General features: G+C 68.0%; 17 protein-coding genes. 6 read left to right on the forward strand and 11 right to left on the reverse strand.

Annotation, left to right across the window (positions count from 1 at the left end):
* Positions 1-28 precede the first annotated feature (28 nt).
* The 3 genes from AC6LKG_RS00095 to AC6LKG_RS00105 all read right to left on the reverse strand — a co-directional run bounded on the left by AC6LKG_RS00095 (position 29) and on the right by AC6LKG_RS00105 (position 3,140).
* Positions 29-985: a 2-hydroxyacid dehydrogenase gene (locus tag AC6LKG_RS00095; protein ID WP_498161795.1), complete on the reverse strand. Its 957-nt coding sequence runs from the start codon at positions 983-985 to the stop codon at positions 29-31.
* A 109-nt stretch (positions 986-1,094) separates the two neighbouring features.
* Positions 1,095-2,066, reverse strand: a complete 972-nt coding sequence (locus AC6LKG_RS00100; protein WP_498161796.1) for a Bug family tripartite tricarboxylate transporter substrate binding protein — start codon at positions 2,064-2,066, stop codon at positions 1,095-1,097.
* Between the two features lie 72 nt (positions 2,067-2,138).
* Positions 2,139-3,140, reverse strand: coding sequence for a Bug family tripartite tricarboxylate transporter substrate binding protein (locus AC6LKG_RS00105; RefSeq protein ID WP_498161797.1), 1,002 nt, complete (start codon positions 3,138-3,140; stop codon positions 2,139-2,141).
* A gap of 232 nt (positions 3,141-3,372) precedes the next feature.
* Here AC6LKG_RS00105 and AC6LKG_RS00110 point away from each other — a divergent pair, with 232 nt between their 5' ends.
* The 5 genes from AC6LKG_RS00110 to garL all read left to right on the forward strand — a co-directional run bounded on the left by AC6LKG_RS00110 (position 3,373) and on the right by garL (position 8,298).
* Positions 3,373-4,302 (forward strand): dihydrodipicolinate synthase family protein, encoded by a 930-nt coding sequence (locus AC6LKG_RS00110; RefSeq protein WP_498161799.1) that lies wholly within the window; start codon positions 3,373-3,375, stop codon positions 4,300-4,302.
* A 120-nt stretch (positions 4,303-4,422) separates the two neighbouring features.
* Positions 4,423-5,136, forward strand: a complete 714-nt coding sequence (locus AC6LKG_RS00115; RefSeq protein ID WP_498162124.1) for a FadR/GntR family transcriptional regulator — start codon at positions 4,423-4,425, stop codon at positions 5,134-5,136.
* Positions 5,137-5,188: 52 nt separating this feature from the next.
* A complete protein-coding gene (locus tag AC6LKG_RS00120; protein ID WP_498161800.1) occupies positions 5,189-6,295 on the forward strand; it encodes an Ldh family oxidoreductase in 1,107 nt (368 codons plus the stop codon).
* 113 nt (positions 6,296-6,408) lie between these two features.
* Positions 6,409-7,404 carry a Bug family tripartite tricarboxylate transporter substrate binding protein gene (locus AC6LKG_RS00125; protein WP_498161802.1) on the forward strand — a complete coding sequence of 332 codons (996 nt, stop codon included), beginning with the start codon at positions 6,409-6,411 and terminating at the stop codon, positions 7,402-7,404.
* 126 nt (positions 7,405-7,530) lie between these two features.
* Complete coding sequence (gene garL / locus AC6LKG_RS00130; RefSeq protein WP_498161804.1) at positions 7,531-8,298, forward strand: 2-dehydro-3-deoxyglucarate aldolase; 768 nt, start codon at positions 7,531-7,533, stop codon at positions 8,296-8,298.
* A 21-nt stretch (positions 8,299-8,319) separates the two neighbouring features.
* On the opposite strand, the gene lysA is transcribed toward garL, so the two are convergent.
* Complete coding sequence (lysA, locus tag AC6LKG_RS00135; RefSeq protein WP_498161806.1) at positions 8,320-9,549, reverse strand: diaminopimelate decarboxylase; 1,230 nt, start codon at positions 9,547-9,549, stop codon at positions 8,320-8,322.
* A gap of 123 nt (positions 9,550-9,672) precedes the next feature.
* Between lysA and AC6LKG_RS00140 the strand changes: the two genes are divergently transcribed.
* Entirely contained in the window at positions 9,673-10,587 is a 915-nt protein-coding gene (locus tag AC6LKG_RS00140) for a LysR family transcriptional regulator (protein ID WP_498161808.1), read from the forward strand.
* 111 nt (positions 10,588-10,698) lie between these two features.
* Here the strand turns inward: AC6LKG_RS00140 and rpsT are convergent, their stop codons facing one another.
* The 7 genes from rpsT to AC6LKG_RS00175 all read right to left on the reverse strand — a co-directional run bounded on the left by rpsT (position 10,699) and on the right by AC6LKG_RS00175 (position 16,890).
* A complete protein-coding gene (rpsT, locus tag AC6LKG_RS00145) occupies positions 10,699-10,962 on the reverse strand; it encodes a 30S ribosomal protein S20 (RefSeq protein ID WP_006396042.1) in 264 nt (87 codons plus the stop codon).
* Positions 10,963-11,300: 338 nt separating this feature from the next.
* Positions 11,301-12,275: a FecR domain-containing protein gene (locus AC6LKG_RS00150; protein WP_498161809.1), complete on the reverse strand. Its 975-nt coding sequence runs from the start codon at positions 12,273-12,275 to the stop codon at positions 11,301-11,303.
* Positions 12,276-12,473: 198 nt separating this feature from the next.
* Positions 12,474-14,033, reverse strand: coding sequence for a murein biosynthesis integral membrane protein MurJ (murJ, locus tag AC6LKG_RS00155; protein WP_498161810.1), 1,560 nt, complete (start codon positions 14,031-14,033; stop codon positions 12,474-12,476).
* 258 nt (positions 14,034-14,291) lie between these two features.
* A complete protein-coding gene (locus AC6LKG_RS00160; RefSeq protein ID WP_498161812.1) occupies positions 14,292-15,050 on the reverse strand; it encodes a 3-hydroxyacyl-CoA dehydrogenase in 759 nt (252 codons plus the stop codon).
* A 132-nt stretch (positions 15,051-15,182) separates the two neighbouring features.
* The gene (gene adk, locus AC6LKG_RS00165) at positions 15,183-15,839 is read right to left on the reverse strand and encodes an adenylate kinase (protein WP_498161813.1); all 657 of its coding nucleotides are present in this window, start codon (positions 15,837-15,839) and stop codon (positions 15,183-15,185) included.
* 92 nt (positions 15,840-15,931) lie between these two features.
* Entirely contained in the window at positions 15,932-16,696 is a 765-nt protein-coding gene (gene kdsB / locus AC6LKG_RS00170; RefSeq protein WP_498161815.1) for a 3-deoxy-manno-octulosonate cytidylyltransferase, read from the reverse strand.
* Between the two features lie 11 nt (positions 16,697-16,707).
* Entirely contained in the window at positions 16,708-16,890 is a 183-nt protein-coding gene (locus tag AC6LKG_RS00175; protein ID WP_498161816.1) for a Trm112 family protein, read from the reverse strand.
* Between the last annotated feature and the right edge of the window lie 217 nt (positions 16,891-17,107).

Below are 17,107 nucleotides of genomic sequence, written 5' to 3' on the forward strand. Positions count from 1 at the left end.
GCTGGCCGCGCCGTCGTTCCCGCCGGCGTCAATCCACCGGCGTGATCACGCGGCCGGTATCGAAATACGCCGACAGGTTCTCCAGCATCAGGTCTTCCATGGCCTGGCGCGTTTCCAGCGTGGCGCTGCCGATGTGCGGCAACAGTACCGCCTGGTCGCTCTTGATCAGCGCCTCGGGCACCTTGGGCTCATGCTCGAACACGTCGAGCGCGGCGCAGCCGAGCTTGCCGGCCTCGAGCGCCGCAACCAGCGCGGCTTCGTCGATGACCGGGCCGCGCGCGATGTTGACGATGATGCCGCGCGGCCCCAGCGCCTCCAGCACCTCGCGATTGACCAGGTGGCGCGTGGCCGGCCCGCCCACGGTGGCCACGATCAGGAAATCGGCCCAGGCCGCCAGGTCCGTCAGCGAGGCCTCGTAGCCGTAGTCGACGTCGTCGCGCTTTCTGCGGTTGTGATAGCGCACCTGCATGTCGAAGCCGATGCCGCGGCGGGCGATGGCCTCGCCGATGCGGCCCAGGCCAACGATGCCGAGCTTCTTGCCGCTGACGCGCTGGCCCAGCGGAATGCTGCCGTGTACCTGGCCCCACTGGCCGGCGCGCACGAAGCGTTCGCCCTGGCCCATGCGGCGGGCGCCGGCGATCATCAGGCCCCAGGCCAGGTCCGCCACGCAGTCGGTCAGCACGTCGGGCGTGTTGCTCACCTGCACGCCGCGCGCGTGCGCCGCCTGCACGTCGATGGTCTCGTAGCCCACGCCCCAACTGCAGATGGCCTTCAGGTCGGGCAGGGCGTTGATAAGCTCGGCGTTGGCGCCGAAGTTGGCCGAGGTGACGACGGCGGTGACGCCCTTGCCGAGTTCGGCCAGGGCCGCCTTGCGATCCGGCTGCTTCCAGAGCTCGATGACGTCGTAGCGCTCGGCGAGGCGCTGGTTGGCGGAGGGCGAGCCGGCCAGCGAGCCGACCTGGATGATGCGATGCTTGGTGGTCATGTTGTCGTACAGGTGGGTGGCGAAACCTTCATGCTACTTGATCCGGCCATGAATCCGGCTGAGACGGCGCGGGCCGCGGCGCCAGGCCCGCGCCGCGCCGCCGCCAGGCTCATTCCAGTTGGATGTTGGCCTTCTGGATCACATCCTTCCAGCGCTTGACCTCGGCCTGCTGGAAAGCGGTGAACTGCTGCGGCGTATTGGCCACCACCTCGAAGCCCAGTCCCTGCAGCGTCTTCTCGGTCTGCGGGTCGCGCAAGGCGGCCTGCAATGCCTTGGCCAGTTGCTGCGCCACGTCCGGCGGCGTGCCCTTGGGCACTGCGAAGCCCTGCCATGAATACACCACCATGTCCTTGATGCCCGCCTCGGCCAGCGTGGGCACATCCGGCAGGTCCGGTGCGCGCTTGTCGCCGGTGATGGCCAGCGCCTTGAGCTTGCCCGCCTTGATGTGGTTCTGCACCGCGCCCAGGTTCTGGAACGACACGTTGACCTGGCCGCCGATCAGGTCGGCGATGGCGGCGCCGCCACCGCGGTATGGCACGTCCACGCCCGAGGTCTGGGTGCGCTGGCGGAACAGCACCGCCGACAGATGGTCGGAGGAACCCGTGCCCGATGAGGCGTACGAGACCTTGCCCGGATTCTTCCTGGCATAGTCGACCAGTTCGGCCACGGTGCTGGCGGGGAACGTGGGCGAGGCCACCAGCACGTTGGGATTGCGCACTGCCTGGGTCAGGTATTCGAAGTCCTTGCTGGGGTTGTACGAGAGGTTCTTGTACAGCGCCTCGTTGATGGCGAAGGTGCCGATCGAGCCGACCATCATGGTGTAGCCGTCGGGCGTGGAGCGCGCCAGCGCCTGCGCGCCGATGGCGCTGTTGGCGCCGGGCTTGTTCTCGACCACGAAGGTCTGGCCCAGCGCCTTCGTCAGCGCCGGCGTGACGCTGCGCGCGGTGATGTCGGACGAGCCGCCCGGGACGAACGGCACGATCATCGTGACGGGCTTGGTGGGATAACCGGCGGCATGCGCCGCCGGTCCGGCGAGCAGCGCGACAGCGGACAGCGCGAGCGCGCGTAGCGATGGGTTCATGGTGTCTCCTGGTTCGCGTGATGATGAAGAACCCGGCGTCCACGCGTGACGCCGGGCCCTGGCCGGCGCGGGTCAGTCGACCTTGGCGCCCGATTGCTTCACCACCGCGGCCCACTTGACGGTTTCCCGCGCCATGAACTCGGTGAACTGTGCTGGCGTATTGCCCGACGGCGTGGCGCCCTGGGCCTGCAACTGCTGGCGCACTGGCGCCTGTTGCAGCGCCGCGGCGGCGTCGCGCTGGATCTTGTCGACGATCTCGCGTGGCGTGCCGGCCGGCGCCAGCAGGCCGAACCAGCTCGAGGCCTCGTAGCCGGCCACGCCGGCCTCGGCCAGCGTCGGCACGTCCGGCAGCGCCGGCGAGCGCGTGCTGGTGGTGACCGCCAGCGGCCGCAGTTTGCCGCCTTTGATAAAGCCCATCGACGATGGCAAGTTGTCGAAGATCAGGTCGGCCGAACCGGCCATCACGTCGGTCAGCGCCGGGCTGCTGCCCTTGTAGGGCACGTGGGTCATGCGCGTGCCGGTCATGGTCTGGAACAGCTCGCCGGAAAGGTGCGTCGAGGTGCCATTGCCGGTCGAAGCCATGTTGACGCTGCCGGGGTTGGCCTTCAGGTACTTGATCAGGTCCGCCACGTTGCGGATGCCATGCTTGTCGGCGAAGGCGGGATTCAGTTCCAGCACGTTGGGCACCGGGATCACCAGCGTGACCGGCGTGAAGTCCTTGACCGGGTCGTAGGGCAGCTTGGCGTAGACGGACTGGTTGATGGCGTGAGTGCTGACGGTGCCCATCAGCAGGGTGTAGCCGTCGGGCGTGGCGCGGGCGGCTTCGGCGGTGCCGACGTTGCCGCCGGCGCCTGCCTTGTTGTCCACCACCACGGCCTTGCCCCAGGCCTTGCCCAGTTCGGCGGCGACCACGCGCGCGGCGATGTCGGCGGTGCCGCCGGCGGGGAAGGGCACGATGATCCTGACGTCGCGCGCCGGGTAGTCGGCGGCGCGCGCGGCGCCGCAGGGCAGCAGGGCTGCCGCCGCCAGGCAGGCGGCAAGGGCCAGGCGGCCGCGCAAGGGGGCTGCAAGCATGGAAGTCGTCTCCTCGTGTGCGCGTGGCCGCGCATCGTTTGTGGGGTGTTCCTGCCGGGCCGGAGCCCGCAACTGAATGCTGCCGGCGTCTGTCGCGCCTTGCCGTCGTGATACCGATGACTTGTAAAACGAATATAGGTATTGAGGGTCTACTTGTCAACCAAGTATACTTTTTGCGACGCACTCATCTAACAACTGGATCCCGCCCGCAGGATCCGCCAGGAGACCCGCCATGAAAACCTCCCCGGTCACCGTCCAGGACCTGCAGCGCTCCGTCATCGCGGTGCCGCCGCTGGCGCGGCATGCCGACCTGTCATTGAACGAGGGCGCCAACCAGGCCCTGCTGCGGCACCTGGAGGCGGGCGGGGTACGCAATGTGATGTACGGCGGCAATGCCAATTTCTACAACGTCGGCGTGGGCGAGTACGCGCGCATCGTCGACCTGCTGGCGTCGCTGGCCGGGCCGGACACCTGGATCCTGCCGTCGGTCGGCCCGGATTTCGGCAAGATGATGGACCAGGCGGCGATCCTGCGTAGCCGCGCGTTTCCGACGGCCATGCTGCTGCCGATGTCGTTCCCCTATACCGACGCTGGCCTGGCCGAGGGCGTGCGCCGTTTCACCGACGCGCTGGGCAAGCCGGCGGTGGTCTACATCAAAGCGGCCGATTACCTGGCGCCGGCCACGGCCGCGCGGCTGGTCGAAGAAGGCCGCATCGTTGCGTTCAAGTACGCCGTGGTGCGCGAGGACCCGGCGGGCGACGCCTACCTGTCGGCGCTGCTGCAAAGCATCGACGGCAACCGCGTGGTCAGCGGCATAGGCGAACGCCCGGCCATCGTCCACTACCGCGACTTCGGCCTGAAGAGCTTCACCTCGGGCTCGGTTTGCGTGGCTCCGCGCGGCTCGATGCGGCTGCTGCAACTGCTCAAGGAAGGCCGCTACGACGAGGCCGAGGCGGTGCGCGCCCAATACCTGGGCCTGGAGGATTGCCGTGACGCGATCAGCCCGATCCGCGTGTTGCACGATGCCGTCACGCTGTCCGGCGTGGCCGACATGGGGCCGATGCTGCCGTTGCTGACCGGCATTTCCAGCGCCGAGCGCGAGCGTGTGGCGCCGGTCGCGCGCGCCCTGGCTGCCTGGGACCGCGAAGCCGTTGCCGCCTGATGGCTGTGCGCGCGGCATTGACGGTACGATGAGCGCTGTCGATACGCCCCAGGAGATTTCGTGGCCCGATCCAAAGCATCGCCCCCGTCCACGCCGCCCGCGTCCGCCGAGCCGGACGCCATGGGCGCGCTGGTGCTGGAACGCGGCCACCGCGTCCGCCTGGCAGACCAGTTGTACGGCCAGATCTTCGAGCAGATCGTCGCCGGCAATCTCAACGTGGGCGACAAGCTTCCTTCCGAGAACGACATCTCCGAACGCTTCGGCGTGTCGCGGCCGGTGGTGCGCGAGGCGCTGCTGCGCCTGCGCGCCGATGGCCTCATCACCGCGCACCAGGGCCTGGGCACCTTCGTCAGCCACCAGCCGGCGCCGCGCCTGACCGCCTTCAGCGACGTCGGCAATGTCGGCGCCTACCTGCGCGCACAGGAACTGCGCGTGGCGCTCGAAGGCGACGCCGCGCGGCTGGCGGCGCTGCGCCGCACTGACGAGCAACTGCACAAGATCGAGGCCGCGCACGCCGCCTTCGCCGACAGCCTGGCGCGCGGCCAGATGTCGGCCGAAGCCGATCTGGCGTTCCACGCCAGCATCACAGAGGCCACCGGCAACGACTTTTACCTCGGGGTGCTGGAAAGCATCCACGAGTCCATCCATGGTTTCATGCGCCTGACGCTCAACCTGACCCGCACCGGGTCGCGCCAGCGCGCCCAGCGCGTCCTGGACGAGCACGCCACCATTCTCGACGCGATCCGCGCCCAGGACGGCGAGCGCGCCCGGGTCGCCATGCAATTCCACCTGGGGCAGGCGCGCCACCGGTTGGTCGACCGCGAACGCGATTGACCGGCCCGCGCGGCGTCCAGGACGACACACCGACAACAGCAGGAGACATCGCGTGCAAGGCAAGGGTTCGGCAGGGACAGCGGCATCGGCGGGGCAGGTGCGTGAGCAGATTCTGATCGTGTTGCAGGCCTGGGGCATGGCGCCCGACCTGGCGGCGATCACCGCCGGCCTGATGGCCGAGACGGATCTGCTGGGCATCGATTCGCACGGCATCTCGATGCTGCCGTCATACGAGGAAAAGCTGCGCGCCGGCACGCTCAAGCTCGACGCGCGGCCGCGCCTGGTGCGCGATGGCGGCGCCAGTGCGCTGCTGGACGGCATGGGCGGACTGGGCTATCCGGTATCGGCGCAGGCCATGAACCTGGCCGTCGACAAGGCGCTGGAACACGGCGTGGGCGCGGTGTCGGTGTGCAATTCGCATCACTTCGGCGCGGCCGGCGTCTATGCGCGCATCGCGGTCGAGCGCGGCGTGGTCGGGCTGGTCACCAGCAGCGCCAATGGCGTCATCATGGTGCCCACGCGCGGTGCCATGCCCATGCTGGGCACCAACCCCATCGCCTTTGGCGCGCCGGCCGCCCACAACGAGCCGTTCGTGCTCGACATGGCCACCACCACGGTTGCGGCCAACAAGGTCAAGGTCTACGACTTTCTCGGCAAGCCGCTGCCGCCGGGCTGGGCGGTGGACGGGCAGGGCGAGCCGGTCACCGCGGCCGATGCCGCCATGCAGTTCATCTTCAAGCATCCCGAGGGCGGCCTCACGCCGCTGGGCGGCACGGCGGCGATGAGCAGCCACAAGGGCTACGGCCTGGCGATGATGGCGCAGATCCTGGGCGGCACGCTCAGCGGCAGTGCGCTGGCGGCGCGGCGCAACGTCACGCGGCGTCCCGGCGAACCCGACGATGTCGGCCATTTCTTCCTGGCGCTCAATCCCGATGCGTTCCGCGCCAGCGGTTCGTTCGAGTCGGACATGGACGACCTGATCGACACCTTGCACGACACGCCGCCCGCGCGGCCCGACGAGCCGGTGCTGGTGGCCGGCGAACCCGAGGCCGCCGAGCGGGCGCGGCGCCGGACCGAGGGCATTCCGATTTCGCCGGCCCTGGCCACGCGCCTGCGCGAGATCTGCCAGCGCGCCGCGGTGCCGTACCTGCTGGATTGAGCGGGCCGTCTGGCCGCATGAGGTTTTCCCGCCGCGCGGCTTGCGCCACGCGGTCATCCGCCGACCCGGCCGCCGGGCGGCAAGCATTAGAAAAACACGACAAGGAGACAACCATGCAATACAAGACATCGCCGGGACGCCGCCGCCTCGGGCTGGCCGCCCTCGCGCTGGGCGCGGCCGCCGCCCTGGCCCCGGGGCTGCTGCTGGCGCAGGACTGGCCGGCGCGGCCGGTCAAGCTGATCGTGCCGTTCCCGGCCGGTGGCAGCACCGATGCGGTCGGGCGCCTGCTGGCCGCTGAACTGTCCAAGGAACTGGGCCAGAGCGTGGTGGTGGAGAACAAGGGAGGCGCCAACGGCAATATCGGTTCCGACGTGGTCGCCAAGGCCGAGCCCGACGGCTACACGCTGCTGCTGTCGGGCGTGGGCTCGAACGCCATCAGCTATTCGCTCTACCAGAACATGCCGTACCGCGACAGCGACTTCGCCCACATCTCGCTGCTGGCCACCGGTCCCAACGTGCTGGTGGCCAACATGGATTTTCCGGCCACCAACTTCGCCGACTTCATCAAGCTGGTGCGCGCCAATCCGGGCAAGTACACCCATGCCAGCTCGGGCAACGGGTCGTCCGGCCACCTGGCCATGGAGATGCTCAAGCAGGCCGCCAAGATCGATCTGGTGCACGTGCCCTACAAGGGCGGCGCCGCGGCCATCACCGACATGATCGGCGGGCGCGTGTCGGTGATGTTCCTGAACCAGGATACGTTGCTGCCGCAGGTCAAGTCCGGCAAGCTGCGGGCCCTGGCGGTGGCCAGCGCCAAGCGCAATCCGGCCTATCCGGACACGCCGACGGTGGCGGAGTCCGGCTATCCGGGTTTTGCCGCCGAATCCTGGTTCGGTCTGTCCGCGCCCGCCAAGACGCCGCCGGCCATTATCCAGCGGCTGAACCAGGCCACTGTCAAGGCCCTGGCTTCGCCGGATATCCGCCAGAAGCTGGAAAGCGTAGGCTTCGTGGTGGTGGGCAACGATCCCAAGGCGTTCTCGGCCTTCGTCCAATCCGAAATCGCCAAGTGGGGCGGGGCGGTCAAGGCATCGGGGGCCCGCATGGACTAGCGTCCATGTTCGGTTGACAGGCGCCGCGGGTGGTCTGGCACTGCTCGAGGCGTCGGCGCGATCCCGCCTTCCGCTATCCATGGCCCCGTGCGCCCGGGGCCGCCATTCGATGGGAATGACGCAGCAATGACTTCACCCTTGCCCAACCGCTTTCGCCAACGCATCCTGGCCCGCGAACGCCTGATCGGCTTCTGGATGTGCATGTCCAGCCACATCACCGCGGAGCTGGCGGGCCTGGCCGACTTCGATTGGCTACTGCTGGACGGCGAGCATTCGCCCAATACCGTGCCGATGTTCCTGCAGCAACTGCAGGCCCTGCAGGGCAGCGCCAGCGCCGCCATCGGCCGGCCGACCTGGAACGACCCGGTCGAGATCAAGCGCCTGCTCGACATCGGTTTCTACAACCTGCTGATTCCGTTCATCGAATCCGAGGACGACGCGCGCCGCGCCGTGGCCGCGACCCGCTATCCGCCGCAGGGCATGCGCGGCGTGGCCGGCATGCAGCGCAGCAACCGCTATGGCACCGTGCCGGATTACCTCAAGACCATCAACGACAACATCTGCGTGCTGCTGCAGATCGAAAGCCGCGCGGGCATCGAGGCGGTTGACGAGATCGCCGCGGTCGAAGGCGTGGATGGGGTCTTCATCGGCCCGTCGGACCTGGCCGCGGCCTTGGGCCACCTGGGCAACCCCGCGCATCCGGAAGTGCAGGAAGCGATCCGGCACCTGTACCAGCGCATCAGCGCGCAGGGCAAGGCGGTCGGCATCCTGGCGCCGGTGGCGGCCGACGCGCGCCGCTATCTGGACATGGGCATGCACTTCGTCGCGGTCGGCACCGACCTGGGCGTGTTCAAGCAGGCCACTTTTGCCTTGCGCGAGGCCTTTCCCACCTGATTGCCCGGCGCCCTGGGGGTGTCATTGCTCCAGCGCCAGCAGGTCGGCCACGGTCTGGCGGCGGCGGATCAGGCGGGCCGCATTCCCGTCCAGCAGCACCTCGGCCGCCAGCGGCCGCGTGTTGTAGTTCGAGGACATCGACGCGCCATAGGCGCCGGCGTTGTGCAGGACCAGGAAGTCGCCGATCCGTGGCCGCGGCAGCGGCTGATCGGAAACCACGCCGCCGGCATCCTGCGTGAACACGTCGCCCGACTCGCACAGCGGGCCGGCCACGGCGATGCGGGTCTCGGCCGTCGGCGGGGTGGCGCCGTCCGGCGCATGCACCGAGATGCGGTGATAGCTGCCGTACATGGCCGGACGCATCAGGTCGTTGAAGCCGGCGTCGACCAGCGCGAAGTCGCGCTCGGGGCGGCGGTTGATGGCATGCACTTCGGTCACCAGCGCGCCGGCTTCGGCCACCAGGAAGCGGCCCGGTTCGATCTCGAGCCGCACCGCGTGCCCCAGGTGTTGCTCGATGCGCTTGCGAGCGGCATCCCATTGGGCGAAATAGTGGTCGCAGTCGATGCGCGGCTCGCCCTCGCGATACGGAATCGACAGGCCGCCGCCGGCCGAGATGGCCTCGATGTCATGACCCAGCGAAGCCACCACCGCCACCATCGCGTCGCACACGCTGGACAGGTGGCCATAGTCCACGCCCGATCCGATGTGCATGTGGATGCCGACCAGCTTCAGGCCATGGCGGCGCACGATGGCGATGGCCTCGGCCACGTCGTCGATCCAGATGCCATGCTTGCTTTGCGGGCCGCCGGTATTGGTCTTGTTGCTGTGGCCGTGGCCGAAACCGGGGTTGATGCGCAGCCAGACGCGGTGGCCCGGCGCCTGCTGGCCGACGCGTTCGAGCATGTCGAGCGAGCCGGCATTGACGGTGATGCCGTGCTTGATGACCGTGGCCATCGTGGCATGGTCGATCAGGTCGGCGGTGAACACCACGCCGGCCGGTTCGCCCGCGGGCTCGAAACCGGCCGCCAGGCTGCGTTCGATCTCGCCCAGCGACACCGCATCCACCATCACGCCCTCGGCGCGCATCAGGCGCAGGATGTGCAGGTTGGAGCAGGCCTTCTGGGCATAGCGGATCACGTCGAAGCGGCGCAGTTGGGCGATGCGCTCGCGGATGACGGCGGCATCGTAGACCCACAGCGGGGTGCCGTGCTCGGCGGCGAGTTGGGTGAGCTGGCGCGGATCGAAAGCCATTGGGAAACCTTGTGGGGAAGCGGGTGTGCGAAACGGAAATCAGGCCGCGATCATGCCCCAATCAGGCTATCCAGTAAAATGCCTGGATTTTCGATATCGATTCATTCCTGATATGGACTTGGCATGCTGACCCACCGGCATATCGAAGTATTCCGCGCGCTGATGATCGCCGGCAGTGTCACCAAGGCGGCCGAGCTGCTGTTCACTTCGCAGCCCACGGTCAGCCGCGAACTGGCGCGCATGGAACAGGCTATCGGCTTCGCCCTGTTCGAACGCGTGCGAGGCCGCTTGCGGCCCACCATGCCGGCCCTGGCGCTGTATGACGAGGTGCGGCAGTCGTACGCCGGGCTGGAACGGGTGGCTTCCACTGCCGCCCGCCTGCGCGCATTCCAGGGCGGCCAGTTGGCCGTGATCGCGCTGCCGGCGTTCTCGCACTCGCTGCTGCCGGGCGCGTTCCGCCGGTTCAGCCAGGCGCACCCGGGCGTAAGCCTGGCATTGGAGGCGCAGGAGTCGCCGTTCCTGGAGGAATGGCTCACGGCCCAGCGCTACGATCTTGGGCTGACCGAGCACGAACTGGAGCCGGCCGGCACCCGGCTGGAACTGCTGATCGAAGTGGACGAGGTCGCCGTGCTGCCCGATGGCCACCCGTTGCTGGCGCGGCAGGCCCTCGACCTGGCGGATTTCGCCGGCGAACCGTTCATCAGCCTGTCGTCCAGCGATCCCTACCGTATCCAGATCGACGAGGCCTTCGCGGCGCAGGGGGTGTTGCGGCGCGCCATCATCGAAACGCCAACGGCGGTGTCGGTGTGCGCTTTCGTGCGCCAGGGGTTGGGCCTGGCCATCGTCAATCCGCTGACCGCGCTCGATTTCAGCGGGCGCGGCCTGCACCTTCGGCCGTTGCGGCGGTCGTTTCCATTCCGTGTCAATCTGGTGTTCCCGGAACATCGCCCCAAGAACCCGCTGGTGGATCCCTTCACCGCCATGCTGCGCGACGAGGCGGCGCAGGTCGGCGCCCGGCTCGCGGCCCGCAAGGATTGACGGCGGACGCGCCCGTTGGCCGTGGCGTGGGCAACAAAAAAGGATGCCCGTGGGCATCCTTCTTCATTTGCCGTATTCATGACGCTCCGCCTGGCGGAGCGGCAGAATGGCTTAGGCCAGCGCCTTGATGGCGGCGGCCAGGCGGCTCTTGTGGCGAGCGGCCTTGTTCTTGTGGATGATGTTCTTGTCGGCCACGCGATCGATCACGCTGGAGGCCTTTTGGAACACTTCGCCAGCCGCAGCCTTGTCGCCAGCGGCGATGGATTGGCGAACGCGCTTGATGGCGGTGCGCAGCATCGAGCGCAGGCTGGAATTGTGCTTGTTGCGCTCAACGGATTGGCGAGCGCGCTTGCGGGCTTGGGCGGTATTGGCCATGTTGCTATGTAAGTTGAATTCGGCAAAGTCGAACATTTTAGCAAGTCCCCGGGGGATTGCAAGCTTTAAATGCCGTGTCTGCCGATGGAGCGCCCGTCAACCGGGCGGGGGGCGCTGCGGGAAAACCCTGCGGGAAACCGTTGGGACCGCGGAAGCTGCGGTGGCGGTTCCGCGGGGACCGGGGTAACCGGGCCGCAATCTCGTGGCGTCAAGGAAAAACGCCCGTTGGCGGCCCAGTGGCGTTCCTGCCGCGCCTACTGGATAAAAATATGGTGTCTAGTATACAACGAAGCCGCTTTTCGTTACAGCGCTGCGCTGTAACTCGCCAGCGGGCGTGGTCAGGTCGCGACGTTGATCGAGACGAACCACGGAGTGTAGCGCCGCACCTGGATCGGCATGGTGGCCCGCAGCGCGTCGAGGGCGGCGTCGGTATCGTCCAGCGGAAAGTGGCCGGATACCGGCAGGCCGCCGGCCGCCATGGAGACGCGCAGGGTGCCGCTGCGGTAGGGGCGCAGGGCGGCGATGACTTCCGCCAGGGGCCGGCCGCGGGCATCGACCCAGCCGGATTCCCAGGCGGCCTCGGCCATCAGCTCGGCGCGGGGGGTGTCGATGCGCGAGGCGTCGAAACGCGCGCCAGTGCCGGCGCGCACGATTCCGTGGGCGCCAGCCATGGTTTCCACCACGACCTCGTGCTCATGCACCACCACGACCGTGCGCTGCGCCTGCTGGCGCACCATGTAGCGGGTGCCCAGGGCGCGCACGGTGCCTTCGGCGGTTTGTACCAGGAAAGGCCGGCGCGCATCGGGCGCTACCGAAACCGTGACGGCGCCATCCAGCAGCCGCACCTGCCGGTAGGCAGGCGTGAAGTCCAGATTGACGCGACTGCGCGCGTCCAACAGCAATTGGCTGCCATCGGACAGGATGTAGCGGCGGCGTTCGCCGGTGGCGGTGGCGGCATCGGCCGCGACGTTGCTCAAGGGATAAAAGGCGTTGCCCACATAGGCGGCGCAGGCGCCCGCGCTAGCGAGCGCCAGCGAGCCCGCCAAAAAACGGCGGCGCGGCGGCACGCCGGCGGCCATGGCAGCCGGCGGCGGGGGAATCAGCGGTGGCGGAGCAGCGTTCGTGGCGTAGCCGGCCGGATAGGCATCGCCCAACCGGCCGAAGTTCGACCCCGTCAGCGTGCCCGTCAATTGCTGCCAGGCGTTCTCATGCAGAGGGTCGGCCGCGCGCCACGCCAGGAAATCGTTGTAGTCCTGCGCTGTCGCCTTACCTGAGCGCAGCAGCAGCAACCAGTTGATTACTTGGTCCGCCATGGGTTGTCCTTGGGCGTACTTCACTTCATCACGCCGCCTGGCGGGGGCCAGGCGGGAGTCCTTTCGATGGCAATTTGTAAATAATAAAGGTTTTTTACCAAAGATTACCGGGTGCTTGTCAATTCTTGACGAATCAAATGCAAAAAAGCCGGCAGGTAGCCGGCTTTTTTACGAAGATTGTGGCGCGAACGCCTGAAATCAGGTGGCCGATCGACGCCCGAAATCCCGGGGACGGAAGCCAAATAGTAACAACATGCCGAAGTAGACCACGCCGCTGGCTGCCAGCACCCCGCCCAGCCATAGCGCGCGCAGGCCCGAATGGGCTTGCAGGCCGATCCAGTCGATGCGGCCGTCGGCGTAGACGAGCAGGGCCGCCAGCGCGGCCAGGGCCGGAATCAAGCGTAGCGCGAAACTGCCCCAGCCGCTGCCGGGCAGGTAGACGCCGCGGCGGCGCAAACCGATCAGCAGGGCGAGCGCGTTCAGGCAAGCGCCCAGCCCGATCGCCAGCGCGAGGCCGGCATGGGCCAGCAGCGGCACCAGCGCCAGGTTCATCAACTGGGTCAGCACCAGCACGCCGATGGCGATTTTCACGGGGGTGCGGATGTCCTGCCTGGCGTAGAAGCCGGGCGCCAGGATCTTCACCGCCAGCAGGCCGATCAGACCGGCCGAATAGGAAATCACGGCCAGCCGCGTTTGCAGCACATCCTGGGCCGAGAATGCGCCGTAGTGGAACAGCGTGGCCACCAGGCCATCCGACAGCAGCGCCATGCCCACCGCCGCCGGCAGGCCCAGCAGCAGCACCAGCCGCAGGCCCCAGTCCAGCAGCGCGCTGTAGCCGCCGCGGTCGTCGCGGGCGTGGGCCGCAGACAGGCTCGGCAGCAGCACCGTGCCCAGCGCCACACCCAGCAGCGCAGTCGGGAATTCCATCAGGCGGTCGGCGAACGACAGCCAGGTGACGCTGCCGGGCGTGAGCCAGGTGGCGATGTTGGTGTTGATCAGCAGCGAAATCTGCGCCACCGACACGCCCAGCGTGGCCGGCGCCATTTGTTTGAGGATGCGCTGTACCGTCGGGTCGGCCCAGGCTTCGCGAAAGCGCAGCGAGAAGCGCGGCGTCAGGCCCAGCCGCGCCAGCGCCACCCATTGCACCCCCAATTGCGCCACGCCGCCAGCCATCACCCCGATCGCCAGCGCATAGACCGGTACTTCCATGCGCGGCGCCAGCCAGAGGCAGGCGGCGATCATGGACAGGTTCAGCAGTACCGGCGTGAATGCCGGCACCGCGAAGCGCCGCCAGGTGTTGAGCACGCCCGAGGCGAACGCGATCAGCGACATGCAGAAGATGTAGGGGAACATCATCCGCGTCATCCAGACGGCGGCGCCGAATTCGGTTTCGCGCGCCGCGCCGCGCAGGCCGCTGGCCATGGCCGACACCACCCAGGGCGCGGCGACGATGCCGGCCAGCGTGACCGTCATCAAGGCCAGGGTCAGCAGCAGCGCGACGCGGTCCAGCAGGGTGCGGACTTCGGCTTCGGAGCGGCTGTTGCGCGCATGGCCCAGAATCGGCACGAAAGCCTGCGCGAAAGCGCCCTCGGCAAATAGCCGGCGCAACAGGTTGGGAATGCGGAAGGCGACCCAGAAGGCGTCGGTGATGGGGCCGGCGCCGAAGGCGCGCGCCACCAGGATGTCACGGACCAGCCCGGAAATACGGGACAGCAGGGTGAAGCTGCTGACGGTGGCCGCGGAACGGAACAGGCTCATGGGGTCACTGGATGGAGGCGGGCGGCCGTCAATGGAAAATTGCCTTCCTCGCAGGGAAGGACCGTTGCATGCCTGGGCGCTTCAAAGGATGGCTTTTCCCCGCCGGGCCGCCCCAAGGGGAAAAAGCCCCCTCGGGGGGCAGAGAGCCCCCGAAGGGGGCGAAGCGTGGGGGCATTTTCCCCGCCGGGCCGCCCCAAGGGGAAAAAGCCCCCTCGGGGGGCAGAGAGCCCCCGAAGGGGGCGAAGCGTGGGGGCATTTTTACTTCGGCGGCATGCGGATGGCGCCATCCAGGCGGATGGTCTCGCCGTTCAGCATGTCGTTGGTGATGATGGCGTGCACCAGCTTGGCGTAGTCTTCCGGACGGCCCAGGCGGGCGGGGAAGGGGATGCTGGCGGCCAGCGAGTCCTGCACCTCCTGCGGCATGCCGAAGATCATCGGCGTGCCGAAGATGCCGGGGGCGATGGTCATGCAGCGGATGCCGGTCTTGGCCAGGTCGCGGGCGATCGGCAGGGTCATGCCGGCCACCCCGGCCTTGGAGGCGGCGTAGGCCGCCTGGCCGATCTGGCCGTCGAACGCGGCGACCGAGGCCGTGTTGATCATCACGCCGCGTTCGCCGGTGGGCTCGGGCGTGTTGCCGCTCATGGCCTCGGCGGCCAGGCGCATCATGTTGAAGCTGCCGATCAGGTTGATCGACACGACCTTCTGGAACAGGTCCAGCGGATGCGCGCCGTTCTTGCCGACGATCTTGGCGGCCGGCGCCACGCCGGCGCAGTTGACCAGGCCGAACAGGGTGCCAAGTTCCTTGGCCGCGGCCACGACACGCTGGCCATCGGCTTCCTGCGTCACGTCGCAATGCACGTAACGCTGGCCCAGTTCCTTGGCCAGTTCCTCGCCAGGGCCGTCCTGCAGGTCGGCGATGACCACCTTGGCGCCGTTGGCCACCAGCATGCGCACGGTGCCGGCGCCCAGGCCGGATGCGCCACCGGTAACGATGAATACCTTGTTCGCGATTTCCATGTCTCTACCACCAGATCAATTCAAGGGATGAAAGCGGCGCGGCGGGCGCCGGATGTGACAAGGCCTTCGGGCCAAGGCCGGAACGCTGCGCGTCCGGCCGGCGCCGAAGGCCCGGGGCCTGCGAAGCGCCGATCAGCTCTTGACGGCGTCGAACAGGCGCGACTTGATTTCCTCGACCGCGCCGACGCCGGAGATCTTGCGGTACTTCGGCGCGTCGGCCGGGCTCTGCTCGGCCCACGACGAGTAATAGTCCACCAGCGGGCGGGTCTGCTCGCGGTACACGTTCAGGCGGTGGCGCACGGTTTCCTCGCGGTCGTCGTCGCGCTGGATCAGGTCTTCGCCGGTGACGTCGTCCTTGCCTTCGACCTTGGGCGGGTTGAAGCGCACGTGGTAGCTGCGGCCGCTGGGCTGGTGCACGCGGCGGCCGCTCATGCGTTCGATGATGTCTTCTTCGGGGACTTCGATCTCGACCACGTAGTCCAGCTTGACGCCGGCGCTCTTGAGGGCGTCGGCCTGCGGGATGGTGCGCGGGAAGCCGTCGAACAGGTAGCCGTTGGCGCAGTCGGGCTGCTTCAGGCGGTCCTGGACCAGGCCGATGATGATCTCATCCGAGACCAGGCCGCCGGCATCCATGACCTTCTTGGCTTCGATGCCCAGGGGCGTGCCAGCCTTGACTGCGGCCCGCAGCATGTCGCCGGTGGAAATCTGCGGAATACCGAAGTGCTGGGTGAGAAACGCGGCCTGAGTGCCTTTGCCGGCGCCGGGCGGTCCGAGCAAGATGAGACGCATGAGTGCTCCTGAATGGGGTTTAATTTTTGTGATCCGAGCGATTATGCCGCAACGCAACAGCCTCTGCGGGGCCGCGCCATGCGAAATAACCCTTATAGACGATTGCGGTAGATCAAGCGAACGCGTTCCAGGTCGGCCGGGGTATCTACGCCGGCGGCCGGAGGATGCGAGGCCTGATGGACGACGATGACGTGGCCGTGCTCCATGGCGCGCAACTGTTCCAGCGACTCGAACCGTTCCAGCGCGCCCTGCGGCAAGGTCGGGAAGCGGCGCAGGAACGACACGCGGTAGGCATACAGGCCGATGTGGTGCCAGGCGGGCAGGCCCTCGGCCAGCACCCGCTCGCCGCCGGCCAGCGCGTCGCGCGCCCATGGGATCGGCGCACGCGAGAAGTACAGCGCCCGTCCGTCGTTGGCGCAGACCAGCTTGACCACGTTGGGATTGAACAGCGCCTCGGCGTCCGCCAGCGGACAGGCACAGGTGGCGATGTCCGCTTGCGGGCTGTCGGCCAGGCGCGCGGCCACGGCGTCGATGAGTTCCGGTTCGATCAGCGGTTCGTCGCCCTGCACATTGACCACGATGGCGTCGTCCGGCAGGCCCAACTGCTCGACGGCCTCGGCCAGCCGGTCGGTGCCGGTGGGGTGGTCGCCGCGCGTCATCAGGGCATTCAGGCCATGGGCCCGCGCGGCGTCCTGGACGCGCGCGTCATCGGTGGCGATGCAGACCCGCGCGGCGCCGGATTGCATCGCGCGTTCGGCGGTGCGCACCACCATCGGCTTGCCGGCGATGTCGGCAAGCGGCTTGTCGGGCAAGCGGGTCGAGGCGGTACGCGCCGGGATCAGGGCGATGAAGCTCACGATGGCGCGGGTCAGGCGGCGCCGGGGGCGTCGTCCAGCGAACGCGCCTCGGACTCAAGCATGACGGGAATGCCGTCGCGCAGCGGGAACGCGAGGCGGTCGGCGCGGCAGACCAGTTCGGCCTGGTTCCGGTCGTGTTCGAGGCGGCCCTTGCACAGGGGGCAGACGAGGATGTCGAGAAGGCGGGATTCCATGACCGCGATTCTAAAACAGTTTGGAGCGGCGCAGCCCGCGCGCGGCGCCGTTGTGTGATGGGAAGCGGGCTGAGTCCGGCCCGCGGGCACAGGGGCGCGGGTAGGGGAATAACTCGTTTTGTTAATTATTGTCATATTTTGACGCGGGCGCTACAAATTCCGGGACGGATGGTGGCTATGATGCGCCGCGACGTAAGGAAAGAGGAAAAACGGGACA

This window comes from Achromobacter sp. 46006, assembly GCF_059761975.1.